This window comes from Gelidibacter pelagius (assembly GCF_017581925.1).
Classification (GTDB): domain Bacteria; phylum Bacteroidota; class Bacteroidia; order Flavobacteriales; family Flavobacteriaceae; genus Gelidibacter; species Gelidibacter pelagius.
In genome coordinates, this window is the sequence record NZ_JAGEVG010000006.1 from 80,716 (window position 1) to 102,821 (window position 22,106).

At 37.3% G+C, this 22,106-nt stretch carries 20 protein-coding genes and 1 tRNA gene; 15 read left to right on the forward strand and 6 right to left on the reverse strand.

What is annotated here, in order from left to right; translation table 11 throughout:
* Nucleotides 1–58 precede the first annotated feature (58 nt).
* From J4051_RS06590 to J4051_RS06600, 3 genes are all read left to right on the forward strand, one after another.
* Nucleotides 59–598: a DUF4142 domain-containing protein gene (locus tag J4051_RS06590; RefSeq protein WP_236027284.1), complete on the forward strand. Its 540-nt coding sequence runs from the start codon at nt 59–61 to the stop codon at nt 596–598.
* Nucleotides 598–957, forward strand: coding sequence for a plastocyanin/azurin family copper-binding protein (locus J4051_RS06595; RefSeq protein ID WP_208233072.1), 360 nt, complete (start codon nt 598–600; stop codon nt 955–957). Before J4051_RS06590 ends, J4051_RS06595 begins: the two co-directional genes overlap by 1 nt.
* Before the next feature lie 150 nt (nt 958–1,107).
* Nucleotides 1,108–2,382 carry a hypothetical protein gene (locus J4051_RS06600; protein WP_208233073.1) on the forward strand — a complete coding sequence of 425 codons (1,275 nt, stop codon included), beginning with the start codon at nt 1,108–1,110 and terminating at the stop codon, nt 2,380–2,382.
* Nucleotides 2,383–2,642: 260 nt separating this feature from the next.
* Here J4051_RS06600 and J4051_RS06605 read toward each other — a convergent pair whose 3' ends face one another.
* Both J4051_RS06605 and J4051_RS06610 read right to left on the reverse strand, forming a co-directional pair.
* Nucleotides 2,643–4,079 (reverse strand): pyridoxal phosphate-dependent decarboxylase family protein, encoded by a 1,437-nt coding sequence (locus tag J4051_RS06605; RefSeq protein WP_208233074.1) that lies wholly within the window; start codon nt 4,077–4,079, stop codon nt 2,643–2,645.
* Between the two features lie 31 nt (nt 4,080–4,110).
* Nucleotides 4,111–4,800, reverse strand: a complete 690-nt coding sequence (locus J4051_RS06610; protein ID WP_208233075.1) for a ferredoxin reductase domain-containing protein — start codon at nt 4,798–4,800, stop codon at nt 4,111–4,113.
* A 490-nt stretch (nt 4,801–5,290) separates the two neighbouring features.
* Here J4051_RS06610 and pta point away from each other — a divergent pair, with 490 nt between their 5' ends.
* The 7 genes from pta (at nt 5,291) to J4051_RS06645 (ending at nt 12,010) form a co-directional block, all read left to right on the forward strand.
* On the forward strand, nt 5,291–7,399 hold the full coding sequence (gene pta, locus J4051_RS06615) for a phosphate acetyltransferase (RefSeq protein WP_208233076.1): 2,109 nt from the start codon (nt 5,291–5,293) through the stop codon (nt 7,397–7,399).
* A 71-nt stretch (nt 7,400–7,470) separates the two neighbouring features.
* A complete protein-coding gene (locus J4051_RS06620) occupies nt 7,471–8,655 on the forward strand; it encodes an acetate/propionate family kinase (protein ID WP_208233077.1) in 1,185 nt (394 codons plus the stop codon).
* A 192-nt stretch (nt 8,656–8,847) separates the two neighbouring features.
* Nucleotides 8,848–9,255, forward strand: a complete 408-nt coding sequence (locus J4051_RS06625; protein WP_208233078.1) for a hypothetical protein — start codon at nt 8,848–8,850, stop codon at nt 9,253–9,255.
* Nucleotides 9,252–10,106 carry a hypothetical protein gene (locus tag J4051_RS06630; RefSeq protein ID WP_208233079.1) on the forward strand — a complete coding sequence of 285 codons (855 nt, stop codon included), beginning with the start codon at nt 9,252–9,254 and terminating at the stop codon, nt 10,104–10,106. The genes J4051_RS06625 and J4051_RS06630 overlap by 4 nt, the downstream gene beginning before the upstream one ends.
* A 240-nt stretch (nt 10,107–10,346) precedes the next feature.
* Nucleotides 10,347–11,057, forward strand: a complete 711-nt coding sequence (locus tag J4051_RS06635; RefSeq protein ID WP_208233080.1) for an AKAP7-like phosphoesterase domain-containing protein — start codon at nt 10,347–10,349, stop codon at nt 11,055–11,057.
* Nucleotides 11,058–11,309: 252 nt separating this feature from the next.
* Nucleotides 11,310–11,383, forward strand: a tRNA-Arg gene (locus tag J4051_RS06640).
* A gap of 378 nt (nt 11,384–11,761) precedes the next feature.
* Complete coding sequence (locus J4051_RS06645) at nt 11,762–12,010, forward strand: GIY-YIG nuclease family protein (protein WP_208233081.1); 249 nt, start codon at nt 11,762–11,764, stop codon at nt 12,008–12,010.
* Between the two features lie 505 nt (nt 12,011–12,515).
* Here the strand turns inward: J4051_RS06645 and J4051_RS06650 are convergent.
* Both J4051_RS06650 and J4051_RS06655 read right to left on the reverse strand, forming a co-directional pair.
* Nucleotides 12,516–12,953, reverse strand: a complete 438-nt coding sequence (locus J4051_RS06650; protein ID WP_208233082.1) for a hypothetical protein — start codon at nt 12,951–12,953, stop codon at nt 12,516–12,518.
* A 255-nt stretch (nt 12,954–13,208) separates the two neighbouring features.
* Entirely contained in the window at nt 13,209–13,544 is a 336-nt protein-coding gene (locus J4051_RS06655) for a DUF6150 family protein (RefSeq protein ID WP_208233083.1), read from the reverse strand.
* Nucleotides 13,545–13,964: 420 nt separating this feature from the next.
* Here J4051_RS06655 and J4051_RS06660 point away from each other — a divergent pair, with 420 nt between their 5' ends.
* The gene (locus tag J4051_RS06660) at nt 13,965–14,405 is read left to right on the forward strand and encodes a DsrE family protein (protein WP_208233084.1); all 441 of its coding nucleotides are present in this window, start codon (nt 13,965–13,967) and stop codon (nt 14,403–14,405) included.
* 113 nt (nt 14,406–14,518) lie between these two features.
* Here J4051_RS06660 and J4051_RS06665 read toward each other — a convergent pair whose 3' ends face one another.
* Together J4051_RS06665 and J4051_RS06670 are read right to left on the reverse strand one after the other, a co-directional pair.
* The gene (locus J4051_RS06665; RefSeq protein ID WP_208233085.1) at nt 14,519–15,433 is read right to left on the reverse strand and encodes a WD40 repeat domain-containing protein; all 915 of its coding nucleotides are present in this window, start codon (nt 15,431–15,433) and stop codon (nt 14,519–14,521) included.
* Nucleotides 15,434–15,710: 277 nt separating this feature from the next.
* Nucleotides 15,711–16,265 (reverse strand): ferritin, encoded by a 555-nt coding sequence (locus J4051_RS06670; RefSeq protein ID WP_208233086.1) that lies wholly within the window; start codon nt 16,263–16,265, stop codon nt 15,711–15,713.
* 197 nt (nt 16,266–16,462) lie between these two features.
* Between J4051_RS06670 and J4051_RS06675 the strand changes: the two genes are divergently transcribed.
* From J4051_RS06675 to J4051_RS06690, 4 genes are all read left to right on the forward strand, one after another.
* Entirely contained in the window at nt 16,463–16,963 is a 501-nt protein-coding gene (locus J4051_RS06675) for a pyridoxamine 5'-phosphate oxidase family protein (protein ID WP_208233087.1), read from the forward strand.
* 81 nt (nt 16,964–17,044) lie between these two features.
* Nucleotides 17,045–18,067 (forward strand): ligase-associated DNA damage response exonuclease, encoded by a 1,023-nt coding sequence (locus J4051_RS06680; RefSeq protein ID WP_208233088.1) that lies wholly within the window; start codon nt 17,045–17,047, stop codon nt 18,065–18,067.
* Complete coding sequence (locus tag J4051_RS06685) at nt 18,064–19,656, forward strand: ATP-dependent DNA ligase (RefSeq protein ID WP_208233089.1); 1,593 nt, start codon at nt 18,064–18,066, stop codon at nt 19,654–19,656. The genes J4051_RS06680 and J4051_RS06685 overlap by 4 nt, the downstream gene beginning before the upstream one ends.
* Nucleotides 19,653–22,106 carry a ligase-associated DNA damage response DEXH box helicase gene (locus tag J4051_RS06690; RefSeq protein WP_262897796.1) on the forward strand — a complete coding sequence of 818 codons (2,454 nt, stop codon included), beginning with the start codon at nt 19,653–19,655 and terminating at the stop codon, nt 22,104–22,106. Before J4051_RS06685 ends, J4051_RS06690 begins: the two co-directional genes overlap by 4 nt.

The following is a 22,106-nucleotide window of genomic DNA, read 5'->3' on the forward strand; positions in this document are numbered from 1 at the left end:
GTAACCCAAGTACAAGAAATGCATCAAAACAATAAACAATTTTTAAAACATATATATTATGAAAACAAAAGCTAGATACAAATTGACAATAATTTGTGCATTAGTAATGGCCACATCAGGTTTGATGATGGCTCAAGACGCCCCAAAACTAACAGATCCTGAAATAGCATCTGTAGCAGTGGTGGCAAATCAAATTGACATCGATTATGGAAAAGTGGCGTTAAAGCGTTCTAAAAATAAAGAGGTGACTGACTTTGCGAACCGAATGATCGAAGATCATAGTGCAGTCATTGATCAGGCAGTAGCTTTGGTTACAAAGTTAGGCGTGACCCCTAAAGATAATGCGGTGAGCCAATCCTTAATGAGTCAATCTAAAGAAACCCTTAAAAAACTGAACTCAGTCAGTAAAAAGGATTTTGACAAGACTTATATCGATAATGAAGTAGCATATCATGAAGCGGTCATTGGTGCTGTTAAAAATGTATTAATTCCTCAAGCACAAAATTCAGAACTCAAAGATTTGCTCGAAGCAGTACTCCCGGCTTTAGAAGCACATCTTGGACATGCTATAATGGCACAAAGTAAAATTTCAAAATAATGCAATCACATAAGTTTTTAGTTTCTAAGTATTTATTAATTGTGGCTGTGCTGATTTGTGCTTTTGTGCTACTGATGGGATTTGAAAGCTCAGAAAACACGTATAAGCCCACTCGGCATACAGTAACTATTTTTAAAATGAAGTTTAATCCAGAGAATCTGGTGGTCAATAAAGGTGATACTGTGGTATGGATCAATAAAGATTTCTATCAACATGATGTGACTGAAATGACTAGTAGAAAATGGACTTCAAAACCTTTTAATCAAGGCGAATCTTGGTCAAAAGTGATCACCGGGGATATCAAATATTACTGTGATCTACACAAAGTGATGAAAGGCACAATTACAGTAGCTAAGTAGTCAATGTATTAATTATCTGAATGAGGTTAGCTGTTCTTTCAGTTGATTGCACTGGTCCAATCTTTCGCCTCTCAGCATAAAAAAACTTATCCCGATTCAAGTAAAGCGTCGGGAGAAGGTTCATAATTCACTAACAAAAAACGAAAAATCATGAAAAATTATTTTAAAATTTCTACGGTGACATTCACCGTAATGGCTATGCTTAGCCTTTTTAGTTGCAATGATGATGATACTGGAACGATCATACCAATTCCACCAGGAGAAGGTAGTTTGGACCTGCCTCCTCTGGATCCACAGTTAGTCCAAGAGGGAAAAGACATATTTAGATATGATACTTTTGGTGATGAGACGTTTTGGACAGATGTATTGCAGATGAACCAAGTTATAGAATCCGCAGTCAGTCCAGCAACGGCTTTGGCTGTGGGCTTAAAGGTCGATGCTTCTGCTTTACCGGCTGAAGTTGTTGCAGCCATTCAAAATGGGGACGTTGATTTGGAGGATCCTCAAACCACGTTGGTCTTGCTGCAACTAAATGCTGTTGTTGGAGTGCAAGGTCAGGTAAGTGAAAAACCGGATGGTTCTTTGACCTTGGATAGAATGGGTATAACTTGCGCTTTGTGTCATTCAACTGTTGACGATTCTTTTGCTAAGGGCATAGGAAATCGTTTGGATGGATGGCCAAATAGAGATTTAGACCCTGGTTTGATTATCTCATTGTCGCCAGCTTTAGACCAACCTACAAAAGATGTTTACGCATCTTGGGCACCTGGTATCTACGATCCGAGATTTAACCACGATGGTTTGAATAATCCAGTGGTCATTCCACCAGCTTATGGTCTGTATGGACTTCCTAAAGCCATTTTTACTGGGGATGGAGATATCGAACATGAACCTGCAGGACCTGTGGCCTATTGGAATAGATATGTTGCAGTGACCCAAATGCATGGGCATGGGTATTTTGAAGATGCACGTCTTGATAATTGGATAGTGGACCATAGAGAAGATGACGATTTAGTAACCGATAAACTTCCTGCATTACAAGCCTATCAATTTTCTATTGCCGCTCCAAAGCCCCCAGAAAATTCATTTGATGCCGCTGCCGCCTTTAGAGGAAAAGCACTTTTTTCAGGAAAAGCACAATGTGCAACATGTCATTCCGGACCTTTATTTACAGATGTTGTTGAAGGAGGAAAATTACATCCTCAAAGTGCATCCGTAGCAGTAGATAAGGATTATGTAAAACGTTCCGCCACCAAACAATGGCGGGTGACACCATTGAAAGGTATTTGGCAACACCCTCCTTATTTTCATGATGGTTCAGCAAAAACATTGGCTGATGTGGTATCAAGATATAATGAGGTGAACAAACTTAAATTAAGTGATACCAAAAAGTATGATCTTACTGAATACTTGAAATCAATATAAGGTCAAAAGGTAGTATCCCTTGACCATGCTGAAAGTTTGCTGTTGTTTATGCATCTCTTTAGGGAAGCAGTTCCTAAAGGAATCAAGCCCTGAGGAAATGTTTTTTATAACTTAGATTATTCTATAAACAAAGCAATCAAGAAGCAAAAATCGATAGTTGAGAATTGATATACACAAGGTTGCGCACTTATTGCATTATACTTTAGAGATATTTGGACAACGCTGGATATAAATGATAAAAGAAGTCTAAAACATCAACTTTAAATGTCGAGTTGATGTTTTATCTTTTTAAGTAAATACAATAACAATTCTATCTCTTTTTTATGCGTTCTGAAGGAAAGAATCGCGGCACGTAAAGTCATTTTGTCGTCTAAAAGCGTGGATGAAATAAAAATCCGACCGTCTTGTTGAATGTAATCCAATATCATTTTATTGAGCACATCACTGTCATAGTTTTTCAATTCGAGTCTAAACGCCACAACGCTCAAATCGGGTTCGCATAGTACCTTATACCCGATAGTCTGAAGTTCTTTATAAAGGTAATTGGTGAGTTGCAACTTTTCATTGAGATAGTCGGAGAAAGGACTCTGTCCATACAGTTTTAATGGTAACCACATGCGCAAACCTCTAAAATGTTTGCTCAACTCTGGAGATAAATCGGCAGGTGAATATTGGTTTTCCATTTCGGCATCACGCATATAATTTGCGCTATAAGCATGGGCAGCGGCTAAATGATTAATGTTTTTTACCAGTACAATTCCTAATCCATACGGCATAAATAAACTCTTATGAGGATCCAAGATCACCGAGTCGGCCAATTCAATCCCTTTAAGTTTTTCTTTTCCTATATCGGTTAACATAAAAAAGCCACCATAAGCGGCATCCACATGGAACCAAATATTATGTTTTTTGCTGATATTGCTTAATTTCTCCAAAGGATCTATAGACCCTACATCAGTGGAACCAGCGTTGGCGACTATTAAAAAAGGCTTTAACCCAATTTGTACATCATGCTTAATCTGAGTTTCCAAAGCTGAAACTGAAATCCTAAAGTGCGAATCGAGAGGGATTTCTCTAATGATGCAGGTATTAAGTCCAATAATTTTCAAAGCCTTGTAAATACTGTGATGTGATTGCGAAGTACAATACACCACACTTTTAGAAACTTGCGAAATAGTAATGTTTTTATGATGTTTCGCTGTATGGAGCGCCATAAGGTTGGCGATACTTCCACCAGAAGTCAAGTTTCCTCCAAAGCCATCAGAATAGCCAATTAACTTTCCAGTCCAATTGATAAGTGCATCTTCCATTCTGACTGCCCCGGGCGATGCATAAAACACACCAGCGTATCTATTGGTCACTGCAGCAAGATAATCGCCTAAGGCGGAACTGTAAATACCCCCTCCCGGGATATACCCTAAATGACCACCTGATGCAGGATTTAATCCGGTATCAACCACACGCTCTTTAAAAAACGCTAAGATATCATCCAAGGATTCTTTGTCCCTATTAATTTTAAAAAAAGAATCCCGTTCAGTTGAAGCATGTGTGTCGTAATGAAACGCTTTTTGGGTGTCTAAAGTGTCAATGAAATCTTCTGAGAAACTCTGAATTTTATCAAAAAGAACTTTGCGTTCTGTCGCGGATTCTTCAAGTTCAAATATATTATTTGTAGAGTTTGGCTTAGGACCTTTCATAGAGTTTTAATTAATATTCCTATAAAATTAATCAAAATTTATATCCTGTTTGAATATAATCTTGTTTAACACCTATGGTAATAAGATGGGTTTTAACATCCTCTTCAAATTGCTTTGGCCCGCAGATATAAAAATTCTGTTCGGTACTTTGAACTAAATTAAGTAAATAGTCTTTGTCAATTTTCCCAAATGGAAGATTCTTTGATTTGGATCTGCTTAAGATTACCGACAATTTGGTACTAAACAATTCCTTCAATTTTTTATAATATAAAACATCATTTTTAGTCTTGTTGGCATAAATCAGTCTGTGCTCTTGTTTGACATCTATGCCGTTTTTGGACATATTTCTGAAAATTGGCAAAAAAGGTGTAATGCCAGTTCCGGCAGCAATAAAAGTCCCGCTGCCTTTGTAAGAATACGAGTCCCAGGCATAAGACAACTGTACAATGTCATTGGGTTGCAATTTTGCAATGCCCTGTGTGAGTGCATTTGCATTCTCATAAACCTTAATCACAAACTCTAAATGCTCGTCTGTAGGCACATTGGCCAGTGTAAAAGGAGCAACCGCAAGTTCGTAACCGGGTTTATCAATACTTAAATCGACGGCTTGACCAATATTGAATTCAAACTTCCATGGTTTGGTAATTTGTAGTAATATGACATTGTGATTTAAAGTGGAAACATTGAGAACTTTTGCTTTATACGGAAATATGATATCCATGGTTATTAGATTTTTAATGCTTTTATATTGGATGCATTTTCATTATGATGGTTACAAAAGATGAGGTTTGATAAATGCCCTAAACCATTCAATCTGAATAAAAAAAAGCCTCAGAATTAGTTGTAAAATTTTACCAGCAGAAATTCGATCGAAACTGTATTAGGACTTCAGTTTCAGAAGTTATCTTTGAAAGAATCGGCTTAATATTTAACTGGAATTTTAGGATGAATTCATGATAAAAGTCATGACATTTGACAAAAGAACTTTGGATATTTGTCATCCAAGTAATTAAATAGATTTAAATCATATAGAAAGGAACCAACCTTTGCTTAACGGAACGAAATCGCTATTTTTGTTCAGAAATAAAGCGGTTTTTCATCGTCCAGTACAACTCAGAGTTTTGATTTGGAACTAATTTTTAAATTTTCACAGTAGAGCAAGCATGAAATTTAACCCAGTTGTGGGATTAAAATATAATTATAATATTAATATGTCAAAAAAAACAACCAATAAGGGCATTTATATTGCCACCACAGAACCTAATATTGGGAAATCTATAATCTCTTTAGGACTGATGCAATCACTGTTGGGAAAGGCTGCAAAAGTCGGCTATTTCAGACCAGTTATTGATGATTTCGAGCCTGGAAAAAAAGATAATCATATCAATACAGTTTCCACCTATTTCAATTTGGATATAAAATTTGAAGACGCCTACGCCTTTACCAGAAGCGAGGTTATTCGGAAAAAAAATGCCAACAAAGACAGTGAGATCATGGGCACAATTATTGAAAAATATAAAGGTCTTGAAGAGCGTTTCGATTTTGTTTTGGTAGAAGGTTCAAGTTTTATTGGCGAAGGATCCATCATGGAATTTGATATGAATGTGTTGATCGCTAAGAACTTAGGCGTACCTGCCATTATTGTTGGAGGAGGTGTTGGTAAAACCTTGGATCAACTTGTTGGGAACCTACAAATGGCTTACGATTCTTTTAAAGATAAAGGTGTTGAGGTATTGGCTGTTATTGCCAATAAGATAGAACCACAAAACCTGACACTGGTGACTTCAGAATTGGAGAAATACTTGCCTAAAGGTGTTATTGTAAATTCAATTCCGCTAAATCATAGTCTTGCAAATCCATCCATCAGGGAGATAGTGGACACCTTGGATGCCAAAGTGCTTTTTGGCGAAGAATTCATTAACAATCAAGCGGGCAATTATAGTGTGGGGGCCATGCAACTGCGCAATTACCTTATTCATTTAAAGGAAAAGGCCTTGGTCATAACGCCAGGTGACAGGGCGGATATCATTTTAGGGGCCTTACAAGCAAACATTTCCGACAATTACCCATCTATCTCTGGGATTGTTCTTACAGGTGGGCTGATGCCGGAAGATTCCATTCTGAAACTCATTGAAGGACTTTCAGAGGTCGTTCCAATTATTTTGGTAGAAGGAGGAACGTTCTCGGTAACAAATCGTCTCGGGAGCATACAGTCGCAAATCTATGCCGAAAACACAGACAAGATAACAACATCTATAAATGAATTTGAAAAATATGTCAACGTGGATGCGCTTATCGAGCGTCTTATTACCTTTCAATCAAATGGGGTTACGCCGAGAATGTTTCAGTACAACTTATTTCAAAAGGCAAAATCGAGCAAAAAACATATTGTCTTGCCAGAAGGAAATGACGAACGTATTTTAAGGGCTACCAAACGACTTGTCGATCTGGATGTCGTAACGATTACGCTACTCGGTAATAAAAAGCAAATTGAGGAAAAAATAACGAATCTTGATATTGGACTGGATTTGGATAAGGTCACAGTCATCAATCCAATCGAATCTGAATATTTTGAATCTTACGCAGAAACGCTCTTTGAACTTCGTAAACATAAGAATGTCAATCTGCCTATGGCTAAGGATTTGATGGAAGATGTGTCTTATTTTGGTACGATGATGGTGTATAAAGGCGATGCCGATGGTATGGTATCTGGAGCTGCACATACAACACAGCATACCATTCTGCCAGCTCTTCAATTTATTAAAACAAAACCTGAGGCTCCAATTGTGTCTTCTGTATTTTTTATGTTATTGGACGATCGTGTTTCTGTATATGGTGATTGTGCCATTAATCCGAATCCTACGGCCATCCAATTGGCAGATATTGCCATTTCTTCAGCAGCAACCAGTACGGTTTTTGGAATAGATCCAAAAATTGCCATGTTGTCTTATTCTTCTGGTACTTCGGGAGTTGGAGAAGACGTAGAAAGGGTGCGGGAGGCCACAAGATTAGTGAAGGAAAAAAGACCAGATCTTAAAGTAGAAGGGCCTATTCAATATGACGCAGCGGTGGATATCGCTGTGGGTAAATTAAAACTTCCAGATTCCGAAGTTGCAGGGCAGGCCAACGTCTTTATTTTTCCGGACCTTAACACAGGAAATAACACCTACAAAGCCGTACAACGAGAAACAAAAGCATTGGCGATTGGCCCAATAATCCAAGGTTTGAACAAACCGGTTAACGATTTAAGCCGAGGCTGTACCATAGACGATATTTATAACACGGTTATTGTAACGGCAATTCAAGCACAAGGGATCTAATGAGTACTAAGAAGTAAGTATAAAGTATTAAGAATGAGGTATTACGGCAAAACGTCGAAAATCAAACATATATGAAAATATTAATCATCAATTCCGGAAGCTCTTCCATAAAATTTCAGTTAATGGATATGCCTTCCGAAACATTGATATGCAGTGGATTAGTGGAGCGCATTGGTTATAAGAATGCGACGATTAGTTATAAAACAAATGGTGAAAATCTACAACAAACACATAATATTGAATCGCACAAGCAAGGACTTAAGAGAGTTGTAGCGTTGTTGCTTGACCCAGAAAAAGGCGTGATTACCCACACAAATGAGATTGAGGTGGTTGGTCATCGCGTTGTCCACGGTGGCAACTCATTTTCAGACACGACATTAATTACTTCAGAAGTGAAGGAAAAGATTCAACAATACGCTGCATTGGCACCGTTGCACAATCCAGGAAATCTTGAAGGCATTCTGGTTGCTGAAGAAATTTTTCCAACAGCGAAACAAGTGGTTGTTTTTGATACGGCATTTCATCAAACCATTCCTGCAAAAGCCAAAAGGTATGCCATCCCCACGAGTTTTTATGAAGAACATGGCATTCAAGTCTATGGTTTCCATGGCACGAGTCACCAATATGTTTCAGAAAAAGCGATTACCTATTTAGGCATGGAATCATCCAAAATCATCACCATTCATTTGGGCAATGGTTGCAGTATGACTGCGGTTAAGGATGGTAAGAGTATAGACCATAGTTTAGGGTTTACACCTTCTAATGGTTTAATCATGGGGACCAGAAGTGGCGATATCGATCACGCTATTATCTTCCATTTGGTCAATAATTTAGATTACACTTTAGATGAGGTCAAAACACTGCTCACCAATCAAAGTGGGATGTTGGGGCTTACTGGACATGTGGATCTAAGGGACATTCAAGCCGAAGCAGAAAATGGAAATAAGGATTGCCAACTGGCTTTATCAATGAACGCCTATCGTATTAAAAAGTATATTGGATCTTATGCTGCCGCAATGAATGGTTTGGATGCCATTGTTTTTACGGCGGGGATTGGAGAAAATTCAAGTGTGATCAGACAATTGGTTTGTGAGGACATGGAGGTCTTTGGAATGAACTTGGATACTACCAAAAACGACCAAAGGCCAGGAGATTTAAGAGAAATCAATTCCGATTCTTCCAAGGTGAAAATTTTGGTCATTCCAACCAATGAGGAATTGGAGATTGCAAAGCAAGCGTTTGAGTTGGTAAGTTAATTTTCATCAAGATAATTGTAGAGTGGGAGTAGTGCCGTTTTTTGGTGCTACTTTTTTTGTGATTTTAATTGTGATGTTTTCTGTTTCTCTTATTTCAGTGATACCAATATAAAAATGGGTAAGTTGCTGATATATCACTATTTTTATTCCATAATTTTAATTTCCTTCTTTTTAATAATCCAAATAGAACTTATGGCCAACACTGCAAGAGAGCTTATCTTGAAATATGGGATTCCGAGCCTTGCAGTGGTTATTATCGCCATACAGCTCTTTTATGTGAATACAAAAAACCTCAGTAAATGGAAAGGTGGCGGTTACGGGATGTACACTGAAATTCATTACTTCAGTAATCAGATATACATCCCAGGCATGTCTTTGGATTCTCTATTAAAGGATAACAGTGAAATGAAAAGCACGCTTGGCTATTTAATGTTAATGCCAAATAAAGATAATCTTAATAAAGCTGGTGAACTTATCCTAAAAACAACCCAAAAAGACAGTATTCACATTCAAATTTGGAAGCCAATTGTCAATTCCAAAGATGGATTTTATTCGAGAGTATTGATAGATGAAGTTCATTTGAAAGCCACGGAACTTTGAAATATTGGACAGACATAAAAGATCACTTAAAGGATCAAATTTCGCTAGCGGGACAATTGCTACTTTTGATACTTGCTGCCTATGTTTTCATGATGGCTGATGAGAACCGTCGATGGAAAGTCCCGATAATTTTTATTGGATTATTGAGTTATTTTCTTTTACGTCATAAAAAGAAGCATCCCATCATCTGGATTACTTTTTTAGGACTTCTCACTGTCGACCTTTATCATAATTATTTCTGGTTGGCAAACCATCATTTTATGTTGATGTTTATAGTGCTTTCAGTGTTGATCTACCACTACCACAAACGCAGTGATATCCTTCTAAAAAACATTCAGATTCTTTTGGTTATTGTTGTGTTGACTTCCGTTGTGCAAAAACTGACCTCAAGCCAATTTATGACTGGGAACTTCTATTATAATATGTTCAATCATGGCGATTTATTTATAAACTTCATGAATTTCTTTCCTGAAAGTTTAGAAATCGCGAAGAGTAATTCAAAAAGTGTGATAGACTTGCAGGCCACGGACCCAAATATTGGTGAGAGTATCGTATTAAGGGATGTTTTCCCAAGTCTTAGTTCAATCAGCTATATCTTTGCTTGGATCACAGTTGTGATAGAGTTGGTCGTCGCTATTACTTTACTTTTGAAGCCGAAAGGCCTTTGGACCCATCTGGTTTTTACAATGATGATTATAGGAATACTCTGCACACGCTTCGAAACAGGTTTTATGGCCTTGCTCGCTATCTGTGGCGTTTATTTATGCAACAATCTTCGTTTACGACTAGTGTATGTTTTAATTGTTGTGGGATGTTTCACATTGATGATTACGAGAATTGGGTACCACTAGTTTGTTCAAAGCGATGACAATCCATAAAACATAAAACTCTACGTAAATTACTAGTTGAACTAATGGGTTATGTGTATTAAAAGCCTTGCTGCTTTGGTTTTTCTTAGGCTCATTACTTTTTAGTATTTTTGGAGTTTGCTTCCATATAAATTTTCTCAAAATTTATCGGCATTGTGATTTGCTCGTAAGAATGGGAAAAATGTAAAAATACCTGAATCATCTACTAATTGACTAAAATCAATGAATCTCACAGAACATTACAATAAACTCTATAAAGAATCCATTGGTGAAATTTCATCCGATAATTACGAAATCGATCCTATGCTTCATGCTGAAAATGATCAGCGATTTGGGATGTCGCTTTTGATCAAACCACCAATGGCAGTAAAAAATGAAATACAAAAATTCTTAGAGGAACTTAAAAGCATTGAACCCGATCAATATTATTATCCAAACTCTGACATCCATATCACGGTAATTTCCGTAGTCTCCTGTTACGACGGACTTAAATTGTCAAATCTTAATGTACCAGAATACATTGAACTCATAGAGAAAAGCCTTGAAAATGCACAGCATATGACTATAAACTGTAAAGGTATTACCGCTTCACCGTCTTGCATTATGATACAAGGATTTATTGAGGGTAATGGTTTAAATGAGATTAGAGATAACCTAAGGAGAAACTTTAAAGACTCCAATTTAGAGCAAAGCATAGATGAACGCTATTTGATTCAAACGGCGCACGCTACCGTATTTCGTTTTAGTGAGCAATTAAAAGAGAAAGAGGAATTCTTGGCCCTTGTCGATAAATATAGAAATCATGATTTTGGAACGTTCAAGGTAAATACAATGGAGCTTTCTTATAACGATTGGTATCATCGAGAAGGATTGGTCACAAAACTTCATGAGTTTAAGATGGCAAACACCGATGTAAAGACACAACGAGCTTAAAAGCAACGTGATTTTAGTAAATATTTAAAAATATTAATGCTAGACAATCCATTAAAAATAATCCTTAAGTAATTAATAATTAAGCCATTCGATTTTTTTTATATTTAAGAGATAAAAACATACCATTTAAAGAACGTTTTTTTTACTTTTTATTTATGATGTTTTAATAGAAATTGTATATTTGCCGACCGTAAGACAAATGAAATTCGTTTTATCTCGTCTTTACCATTTTCAGAACAACAGTTCTTGAATGGGCTCGTAGCTCAGCTGGATAGAGCACCTCCCTTCTAAGGAGGCGGTCACAGGTTCGAATCCTGTCGGGCTCACTTAACGCAGAACTTCCATCAGCCAACAGGCTGGTGGATTTTTTGTTTTGAGAAATGTCGTAAAATGAATTTTCAAGGTATTTCACAAAACAAAAAGCAGCTGTGTTTACAGCTGGAAGTGCTATTTTCAATTGGGGGCACACAGGAGTTTTAATCCTGTCGGGCTCACATCCTTGAAAACCTTGCATAGCGCAGGGTTTTCGTTGTTTGAGGGCTTCTGAATTATGTTATTTTATTGTTTTATGTGTACAAATTGTACTGATATTATGATAAAAAGTACCGTGAAAACACCGCAAGAAAGAGATCAAGTCAAAAAGTTGACGGATTTTATAATTAGGTATAATTTGGTTTGATTATTTTTCTTAAGTTAGTAAGTATATGTGCACTGTCTATATTTTATTTTCATCTGAGCTCAATAGGTATTATATCGGACATACCTGCGACCAAATTGCTGAGCGCATGAGAAAACACTTGACGGCCCACAAGGGTTTTACTGCAAAAGCCAAGGATTGGAAGATTGTATATACTGAAAGTTATCCAGACAAAAGTTCAGCTTATAGAAGGGAGTTGGAAATAAAAGGATGGAAGAGCTCAAAAAAAATATTCGAATTAATATCCAAAGGATAGAGCATCCCGACCTAAGTCGGGACGGTCACAGGTTCGAATCCTGTCGGGCTCACTTAACGCAGAACTTCCATCAGCCAACAGGCTGGTGGATTTTTTGTTTTTAGAAATGTCGTAAAATGAATTTTTATGGCATTTCGCACAACAAAAAGCAGCTGTGTTTACAGCTGGAAGTTCTATTTTCAATTGGGGGCACACGGGGGTTTTAATCCTGTCGGGCTCATAACCTCGAAACCCCACTATCAGTGGAGTTTTTGCTTTATGAGCAGTTAATTCCCCGCGAAATTTTAGGATTATGCAAATATTGCTGTCAGTCAATATATAAGGCATTTCACAAAACAAAAACGAAGCCGTATTTATAGCTGGAAATTCTATTTTCACTTGGGTTTACATAGGAGCTTATAACCTATCGACTTTGCCTGGTTATCAAACGGTTATCACTTAAAAGTGTTGCCCGTTTTTTGTATGTTGGCATTATGTTAGCAAAAAGTTTATTCTAACTATAAAACTATGGAACAATAAAAATCAGCACTTCTATTGGAATCTCTCCAGACACTGTCAATAAAACAGTGTTGTATTTGCCTTTGCCCTGACGTAGATATTTGCCGTCAAAAGTATATAGAACTGTGTTGTAGTCGCCTTTACCTTGCCTAATATATGTTCCGTCCCAGGTATATAAAACCTCGTTATACTCACCTTTTCCCTGTCTGAGATATTTTCCATCCCAAGTAGCTAAAACCGTGTTATAATCGCCTTTTCCTTGTCTCATATATTTCTTGTCAAATGTAGCTAAAATGGTATTGTATACACCCTTACCTTGTCTTAGATACTTTTCGTCCCAAGTGTATAACACGCTATTATAATTTCCTTTGCCTTCTCTAATATAGGTTTGGGTATAGACCATAAATGAGGACAGTAGGAAAATAAAGAGTGAGGTGAATTTCATTTATTGTGCGTTATTATTTGGTTTGTTTCCTTAAAGCACCAAGTACGATGGCTGCCTTGAAACCGCGATAACCAAATGTAAACAAAATCTTTACTTGAAAACAGGATCAGCATTGCTCATCTTGTAATAGTAGGTTTATGGCGATCAATATGTCAAAGCTTTCATTCTTGATAGTTTTAAGAAGAAATGAACCGGATAGGGGTTAATTATAACAACCGTCATCGATTTCTAAATTTGCAATGACCTGAACACGCTCTAATACAATAAACTTTTCTTAAAATTTTTTTGCCATCCCGCCTGATTCTTATAGTCGACAAAGAAAATTTTCAAATCTGCTTGGTTCTGATATTTCACAAAAAATATTTTCTTTTCGGCTTGATTGGCATATTTTGTAAAGAACCATTTCCCATTATTCTTACCGGCTTGGTTTTGGTATTTGACTTTAAAAACCTTTAAATCGGCTTGGTTGGCATAATCAACAACGAATACCTTCACATCAGCTTGATTTTCGTAGTCAACTGAATAGATTTTTTGCGCATTTGCCATGCTAAACGTTAACAACAGAGTTAAAATTAGAAGTGAGTATTTCATTTAATTTAAATTTAAGAGGCTTATATTACGTAGACCATTTTAAAACAGCATTTTTTAAGTGACTACTGAAAAATTCATGTTTATTCTGTAATCCATCAATTATACTGCCAAAAATCCAATGTTTTACATACAATAACTTTTATCTAAAGTATTGTAAAGGATTACGTTCAAAACCAAACCCTTTAATCTAAATACCTTTTCAAGCCTTTTGATCATTGCACTTTTTATTTGTGCCACATGCGGTTATGTTTTATATGAGATCAAAATATTTAAAAAAAAATGAATGACTCTATAGTTACCTTATTCTTAAATGTACTTTATGGTAACATAGGTTACATTTAGAAACCAAATGATACTGTATGTTTGCCCTTGTGATATTAGTCACGTATTTATAATAAATTATCCAAATTTAAAGAAATTATGAGAAATCAGTTTTTAATGGTCCTTTTCGTTTTTGTAGGGTCTGTTTTGTTTACTTCAGCAACTGCACAATCACTAAGTGTTTCAGATATTGAAAATTCTATCAAAAAGGATGGAAAATATGCCATTCTCGTTCCGAATGCGCGCTATTTTCAGGCAGCAGTGATGACAGGTAAGGAACTTAAGGGTAAGAATCCGAAAATTGATTTTGAAATTGTCATCATCAGTGCAGCTGCAAAGGATTTAGCAACCGATGAGAATTTGATTTCATTTATTGAAATCACTGAAAAAGTGGGCATTCGTGTAGTTGTTTGTGAGTCGGCAATGAACCATTTTGGAGTAAAAAAATCAGATTACCATAGCTCTATAAATACAACCCCTGACGGTTTCGCCTATATATTTGGTCTGCAGGAGAGCGGATTTAAAACGATTACTTTATAATAGTTCTTAAAAAATATTAAGGAGGATTTTGCTTCACTATTGACGGCGAGGTAACTCAAGATATTTCTACTTTTACAAAAAATGCCCCAACCGCATCGTGTTATTGGGGCATTTTAATTTACTTGTATGTCCCATATCATGATCGTCCGATCGTCGCTTGCTGAAATCAAATACTTATTATAAGTACTCCAAATTAATTTATTGACAGAAAATTGGTGACCGCCAAAGGTTTCTTTATTTATTATTTCCAATAGTTCAAAGGTTTCGGAATCCCATATTTTCAATGATTTATCACGACTTGATGTAGCAAATAGGCTAGCATCAGGGCTGTATGCAATATCATAGATTGCCCATTCATGAGCGGGAATTGATTTTATGAGTTCGTAACTTCCCACTTCCCAGATGTTCAAATGGCCATCTCTTCCGCCTGTCAAAAGGCGTTTTCCATCTGGACTGAAACGCGCGACATTTGTTGACAGTTGATGTCCAATAAAAAGTCTTTTCTCCAATAAGGTGTTTAAGTCAAGAATATGAATAGTACCATCTCCGGCAGTAATAGCTAATTCTGAACTCTTATAATTAAAATCAAGATGACGTACTTTTTTATCACTTAGCATGACTAATTTGATTAAGTCTAAACTGTCCAATGAATAAACCGCCATACGGCCATCCCCGCCAAGGGTATAAATACAATTGGTTTCTATGGAATAGCGGATATTGAAAACCTGAGAGCTATGGTTTGTTAAAAGTTTTATTTCTTGATTGGTTTTTAAATCTACTAGATGAACAGTGCCATTTGAAGTTCCTGCCAGTAACCATTGTTTTTCTGGAATGTGACAAATAGAATATAAAGGTGCTAGAAAACGAGCGGCCACTTTATCCAATTGAAATGTTTCTAAATTCCATTGTGCGATAACCTGATCTACACTTCCGGAAAAAATCAGATGGTCATCTGTACCTTTATCCAAAGCATATATCGCCGCTTTATGTCCTGTTAATTGTGCTATTTTATTTACCTCAATAGTCATGGATGTAAAAGTTCTTCTACTTGTTGTTGTCGCAATTATGATTAGTACTGGTGATGGATTAGTTGATCAATTACGCAAGATACGCAACTAATTTACTTCATAGAAATAGAATTAATATTCTTGGCTATATAGTTTTTTGTCGCGTAACTTACTTCAATCGAACTTTAACGTGAACTATGTGAATGGTGGTATTTATCTTCCATATAAACTTGGTAAGTATGACCCACAAAAAAACCCTCAAGCAAGGGTTTTGTATATTGGAAAGTACATAGTTTTATTATTCCGGTTTGTCCATAGAGGCATTTCTTGCCAATGGCGCTTCATCAGGTGCTTCAGCCAAAAACTTATCAAGATTGAATAAGGATTCATCCGTGGCTTTTGGACCACCGGCAATTTTAAGTTTATCCAATAAGTCCATGACCATTTTTTCTTCTTCTATTTGTTCTTTTACGAACCATTGGGCAAAGTTGTAAGTTGCCCAATCGCGCTCCTCATGCGCCAAATTCACAATCTCATATATGGCAGTAGTGTTGTCAACTTCATGTTTAAAGGTTTTCTCAAAACAGTCCTGTAAGTTTTTCGGATCTGCAGGTGGTGCTTTGACTGCTGTTATTTTAACAGTGCCGCCGCGCTGCATGATGTACTGAATTACCTTCATCATGTGGTCACGCTCTTCGGCCACATGTCTGAAAAAGAAATTTGCAATCCCACCATAGCCTTCAGAATCTGCCCAACAGCCATAGCTTAAAAAAACCTGGGCTGCTTCAGCCTCCTTAGCGGCTTGCTTATTTAAAATGTCTTCTATTTTTTTTGATAATCTGTTGGTATCCATTGTTTTTATATTTTAATTATCTATAAAATAAATCAATTTTAGAAAGATTAATTACCTCATTCGCTACAATTAAGTGTTGTATAGACTTATTGTAACTCGATGGGGAAATATTGTTTTTGGGATATGATTTTATTGGATAGAATTATCCGTCGTTTAAATTGTTCACTAATTTTACAAATAAATTAAACAGAAAAATTATGAGCACACAGAATTTATATAATAACGACGCTAAAAAGAAGATTATAGAGATGGCAGAAGACATTGACTTTACAATGATGGCCACAAATCTGAAGCAAACACCCCTACATATGATTCCGATGAGCACTAAAAAAGTTGACTCTCAAGGAAATATTTGGTTTTTGAGCAATAAGAATAGCACACACAATGAGAATTTGATGAACGACCCTAATCTTCATTTAATTTATGTCGATAAAAATGATATGCAGTTCTTAAATGTTTATGGAACAGCTACCATCACCACAGATAGAAGGATGATTGATGAACTTTACGGTAAGTCTGACGATACTTGGTTTGATGGAAAAGACGATCCAAACATCACCGCTATCTCTGTAAAACCGACCGAAGCCTTTTATTGGGATCCGAAAAACAACAAACTGGTTACTTTGGTTAAAATGGGCGTTGGTGCCGTTACTGGAGATCAACCCGATACAATGGATTTCGGAAAATTAAAGCCGTAATTATTGTAGAATTTGAATTGAAATCGGTTTTTATCCATTTCCATTCTACTTTATACATTTAACTTAGAAAGCACGTCACATTTGAAACTCGTTAAATTCACAAAAAAAGGCATTTATTGCATCCCTGGAAAATTCTATCTCGATCCGTGGTTGCCGGTAGATTTTGCCATCATTTCCCATGGTCATGCTGATCATGCTCGAAACGGAATGAAATACTATTTGTGCCAAACGGATTCTAAAGCCATTTTAAAGCATCGACTCGGAGCAGATATACAGATCGAATCCTTGAATTATAATGAGCCCAGAAGTGTAAATGGGGTGCAAGTCAGTTTTCATCCTGCTGGACATGTCATTGGATCTGCTCAAATACGATTGGAGTATAAAGGTTTTGTGGTGGTATTTACTGGCGATTATAAAGTGAAAAACGATCATCTGACCATCCCTTTTGAACCTATCAAATGTCATGAATTTATCACAGAAAGCACTTTTGGCCTTCCTATTTATAATTGGCTGCCTGAAGCCCAACTGCAGCAACAAATGCAAGATTGGGTATTGAAAAATCAATCGCATAATCGTACAAGCGTGTTTTTGGGATATTCTTTGGGAAAAGCGCAACGCATTATGAAACTAATGGAAGGTGTTGATAAAATGTACGTTCATTCGGCTATCCACAATCTTAATAAGGCTATTGAAGGTTCAGGCATCCCGCTTCCGCAGACTGAATTGCTCAACTACGACTTTAAAAAAGAAGATCTTCAAAATAAGATTGTCATTATGCCTCCTGGTTTGTTGGGATCAAAATTATTGAAGAAGATTCCAAATGCTGCCACCGCTATTTGCTCAGGGTGGATGCAAATTAGGGGAAATAGGCGCTGGCAAGCTGTAGATGCCGGATTTGCAGTAAGTGATCATGCCGATTGGAACGGATTATTGTCTGCCGTAAAAGCCAGCGAAGCAGAAAAAGTCTATGTAACCCACGGCAGTCAAGCGTCTTTTTCAAAATATTTGAATGAAATTGGTATTCCATCAGCAGAAGTAAAAACAGAATATGGTACTGAAGAAGATGATAAGGAGGTAGTAACCGAAAAAAAGGAAGCCTTATGAAACATTTTTCCGAACTCATCAGCGCTATAGAAATCACCAATAAAACCAATTCAAAGATTGATGCCTTGGTGGACTATCTAAAAGCTGCTCCAGAAAAGGACAAGCTTTGGATCATTACCTTATTCACAGGCAAACGTCCTTCAAGGCCTGTGAAAACAACGCTGATGCGTCAATGGTGCATGGAAATCACCGGCTATCCCGAATGGTTGTTTTTGGAAAGTTATAGCAGTGTGGGCGACTTGGGTGAAACCATCGCTTTAATGCTTCCAGATCCGACACATATAATTGAAAAACCATTAAGTGTTTGGATGGAAGAATTGATTGCCTTACGACCAAAATCTGACTCCGATAAAAAGGCGTATGTGCTCAATGCTTGGTCAGGAATGGAAATGCAAGAACGTCTAATTTTCAATAAATTAATTGGTGGAAGCTTTCGAATCGGCGTTTCTAAAAAAACCTTGGTCAATGCCTTATCTAAGTATTCTGGAATTGATGCCAATCAGCTGATGCATAGTATTATTGGCAATTGGGATATCAACAGTATCAGTTTTGAAGATTTGATCCAGGGTGAGCATATCAACTATGACAATTCGAAACCCTATCCGTTTTGTTTGGCCTATGCTTTGGAAAAGGAACTGCCAGAATTGGGTAATCCTGAAGAGTGGCAAGTGGAATATAAATGGGACGGCATTAGAGGTCAAATAGTTAAACGCAATGGCGAGATTTTTATCTGGTCACGAGGTGAAGAACTGGTAACAAGTCAATTTCCCGAATTGGTGAGCGCTATGGAGACCTTTGAGGAAGACTTTGTTATCGACGGCGAAATATTGGCACTTAAAGATAATGCTGTTCTGTTGTTCAATGATTTACAAAAGCGGCTAAATCGGAAAAACGTCAGCAAAAAAATGTTGGAAGAAATACCGGTTGGGTTTTATGTTTACGATGTTTTAGAATGGAATGGCCAAGACATGCGTACACAACCAATGACTTATCGGCGGGAAATTTTAGAGACTTTATTAGCCTCTCAAATCTTACCAAATCATATTTTAATTTCTGAAATCATTACATTTAATAATTGGAGTGAATTGGATGCTATTAGAAATCAGGCACGTGAATTCAACAGTGAAGGTTTAATGTTAAAGCAGAAAAGCTCACCTTATCACACTGGTCGTAAAAAGGGCGATTGGTGGAAATGGAAAGTCGATCCCTTAACAATTGATGCCGTGATGATTTATGCCCAAAAGGGTAGTGGAAGACGCAGTTCAAAATATACAGATTATACTTTTGCAGTTAAAAAAGACGATGGTTTAGTAACCGTGGCCAAAGCCTATTCGGGATTGACCGACGTTGAAATCACTGAGATTTCAAGATTCGTCAATAAAAATGCCATCGAAAAATTTGGTCCTGTTCGTACCGTAAAACCTGAATTGGTTTTTGAAATCGCCTTTGAGGGTATTGCACTTAGCAATCGTCATAAATCGGGGGTAGCTCTAAGATTTCCACGGATTTTAAGATGGCGACGTGATAAAACCGTTGATCAAATTGATACCATTGAACAAGTTAAACAACTAATCACAAATCCAACTTGAAAAACGTTCAGGACTCACAGGGCTATCAGATAGTTTCCGATTGGATGGAGAAGAAAGGGCAAAACCCGTTCGATTTCCAATTGCAAACCTGGAATCAATATCATAACGGTTACAGCGGAATGGTGGTTGCACCTACAGGATTTGGAAAGACCTTTTCTGTGTTTTTAGCTGTCGTTATTGATTATCTCAACCAACCGGAAGCCTATAAAAAAGGCATGAAATTGCTTTGGATAAGTCCGCTACGATCGCTTGCCAAAGATTTGGCAAAAGCGATGACCATTGCTGTGGAAGAAATTGGTTTGGATTGGCAAGTGGAGGTCAGAAATGGCGATACACCACAAAAAGACCGTCGCCGACAGGAGCGTTTAATGCCCGATGTGTTGTTGACCACGCCAGAAACACTACATATATTATTTTCACAAAAAAATAATTCCCGATTTTTTAAAAACTTGCATTGTGTTGCAGTAGATGAGTGGCATGAATTGTTGGGATCCAAACGTGGGGTACTGACCGAGTTGGCAATATCCAGATTGTTGAGCCTTTCAAAATCCATGAAAATTTTTGGAATAACAGCCACCATTGGTAATTTGGATGAAGCCCAAAAGGTATTGATTCCGTATAAAAACATCAAGACCAAACGTATTGTTGCCAAAGAGAAAAAGAAGATCGACATCATTACCGTGCTCCCTGATGAGATTGAGGTCTTGCCGTGGGCTGGACATATGGGCGTAAAGATGACTTCTAAAATCATTCCGATTATTTACGAAAACAACACCACACTGATTTTTACCAATACCAGGAACCAATCGGAAATTTGGTATCAGCAGATTCTTAAGATAGAACCAGATTTGGCGGGACAAATTGCCATTCATCACGGATCTATTGATGCACAATTGCGCAATTGGATTGAAAACGCCATTTCGGACGGCCATCTCAAGGCTGTGGTGTGCACATCTTCGTTAGATTTAGGCGTGGATTTCAAACCTGTGGATTGCGTTATTCAAATTGGATCTCCAAAAGGTATTGCGCGGTTTATGCAACGGGCAGGACGTAGTGGCCATTCACCATATGAAACCTCTAAGATTTATTTTGTGCCAACGCACTCTTTGGAATTGATTGAAGCCGCCGCATTAAAACAAGCCGTAAAAGATAAACGTATTGAAGCTCGAGAACCTATGGTTTTGACTTTTGATGTGCTCATTCAGTATATGGTTTCTCTGGCAGTAGGTGAAGGTTTTAATGAGAAAAACCTTTTTGAAGCCGTTCAGAAAGTGCATGCGTTCCATTATATGACTGAAGACGATTGGAGTTGGGCATTGCATTTTATTACCGAAGGAGGGAACACCTTGAAATCATACGAAGAATACCACAAAGTTATTTTAGCTACGGATGGCTTATACAAAGTGAAAAGCAGAAGGATTGCTATGTTGCATCGCATGAATATTGGTGCCATTGTAAGTGATGCCATGTTAAAAGTGAAGTTTTTCTCCGGTGGATATATCGGTATGGTAGAAGAATATTTCATTTCAAAATTAAAACCGAATGATCACTTTATTTTGGCGGGCAGGGTATTGGAGATAGTGACCATCAAGGATATGACAGTGTTGGTGAAGCGGAGCAAGCGAAAGTCGGCCATTACCCCAAGTTGGATGGGAGGCCGTTTGCCTTTATCCTCTTATTTAAGCCATTATTTGCGTGAGAAACTGGCGGAGTCGCTTCATCCAAAAACCGCCGAAAAAGAACTTAAGTTTCTGCATCCGTTGATTTCCCAACAGGAAAAGAATTCTCATATTCCAGGTAAAGACGAGTTTTTGATCGAAATGATTGAAACCAAAGATGGCCATCATGTCTTTATGTATCCATTTGAAGGGCGACTGATTCACGAAGTTATGGCCGCGTTGATCGCCTATCGTCTGAGCTTGATAAAACCATTGACTTTTACTATTGCCATGAACGATTATGGTTTCGAACTGTTGAGTGATCAGGCCATCCCAATTGATGAAGAGACGATCACGGATATCTTATCTAAAGAAAATTTAATGGAAGATGTGATCGGAAGCATCAATGCGTCAGAAATGGCCTCTCGTAAATTCAGGGATATTGCCGTTATTTCAGGTTTGGTGGTGCAAAGTCAACCCGGGACGCGAAAGAATAATAAAAGTTTACAATCCTCTTCTGGTTTAATTTTCAGAGTTTTGGAAGATTACGAGCCTCAGAATTTATTATTGCGACAAGCCTACACCGAGGTTTTTAATGAACAATTGGAAGAAGTGCGATTGAAAGATGCCTTTGAACGTATTTCTAAAAGCAAACTAATCCTTAAATTTGCAAAATCTTTCACACCATTAAGCTTTCCTATAAAAGTGGATAGCTTACGACAATCCTTGACCAGCGAAGATTTAGATGCGCGGATTAAACGGATAAGAGACGAGGTGCTGAAGCAAACGTAG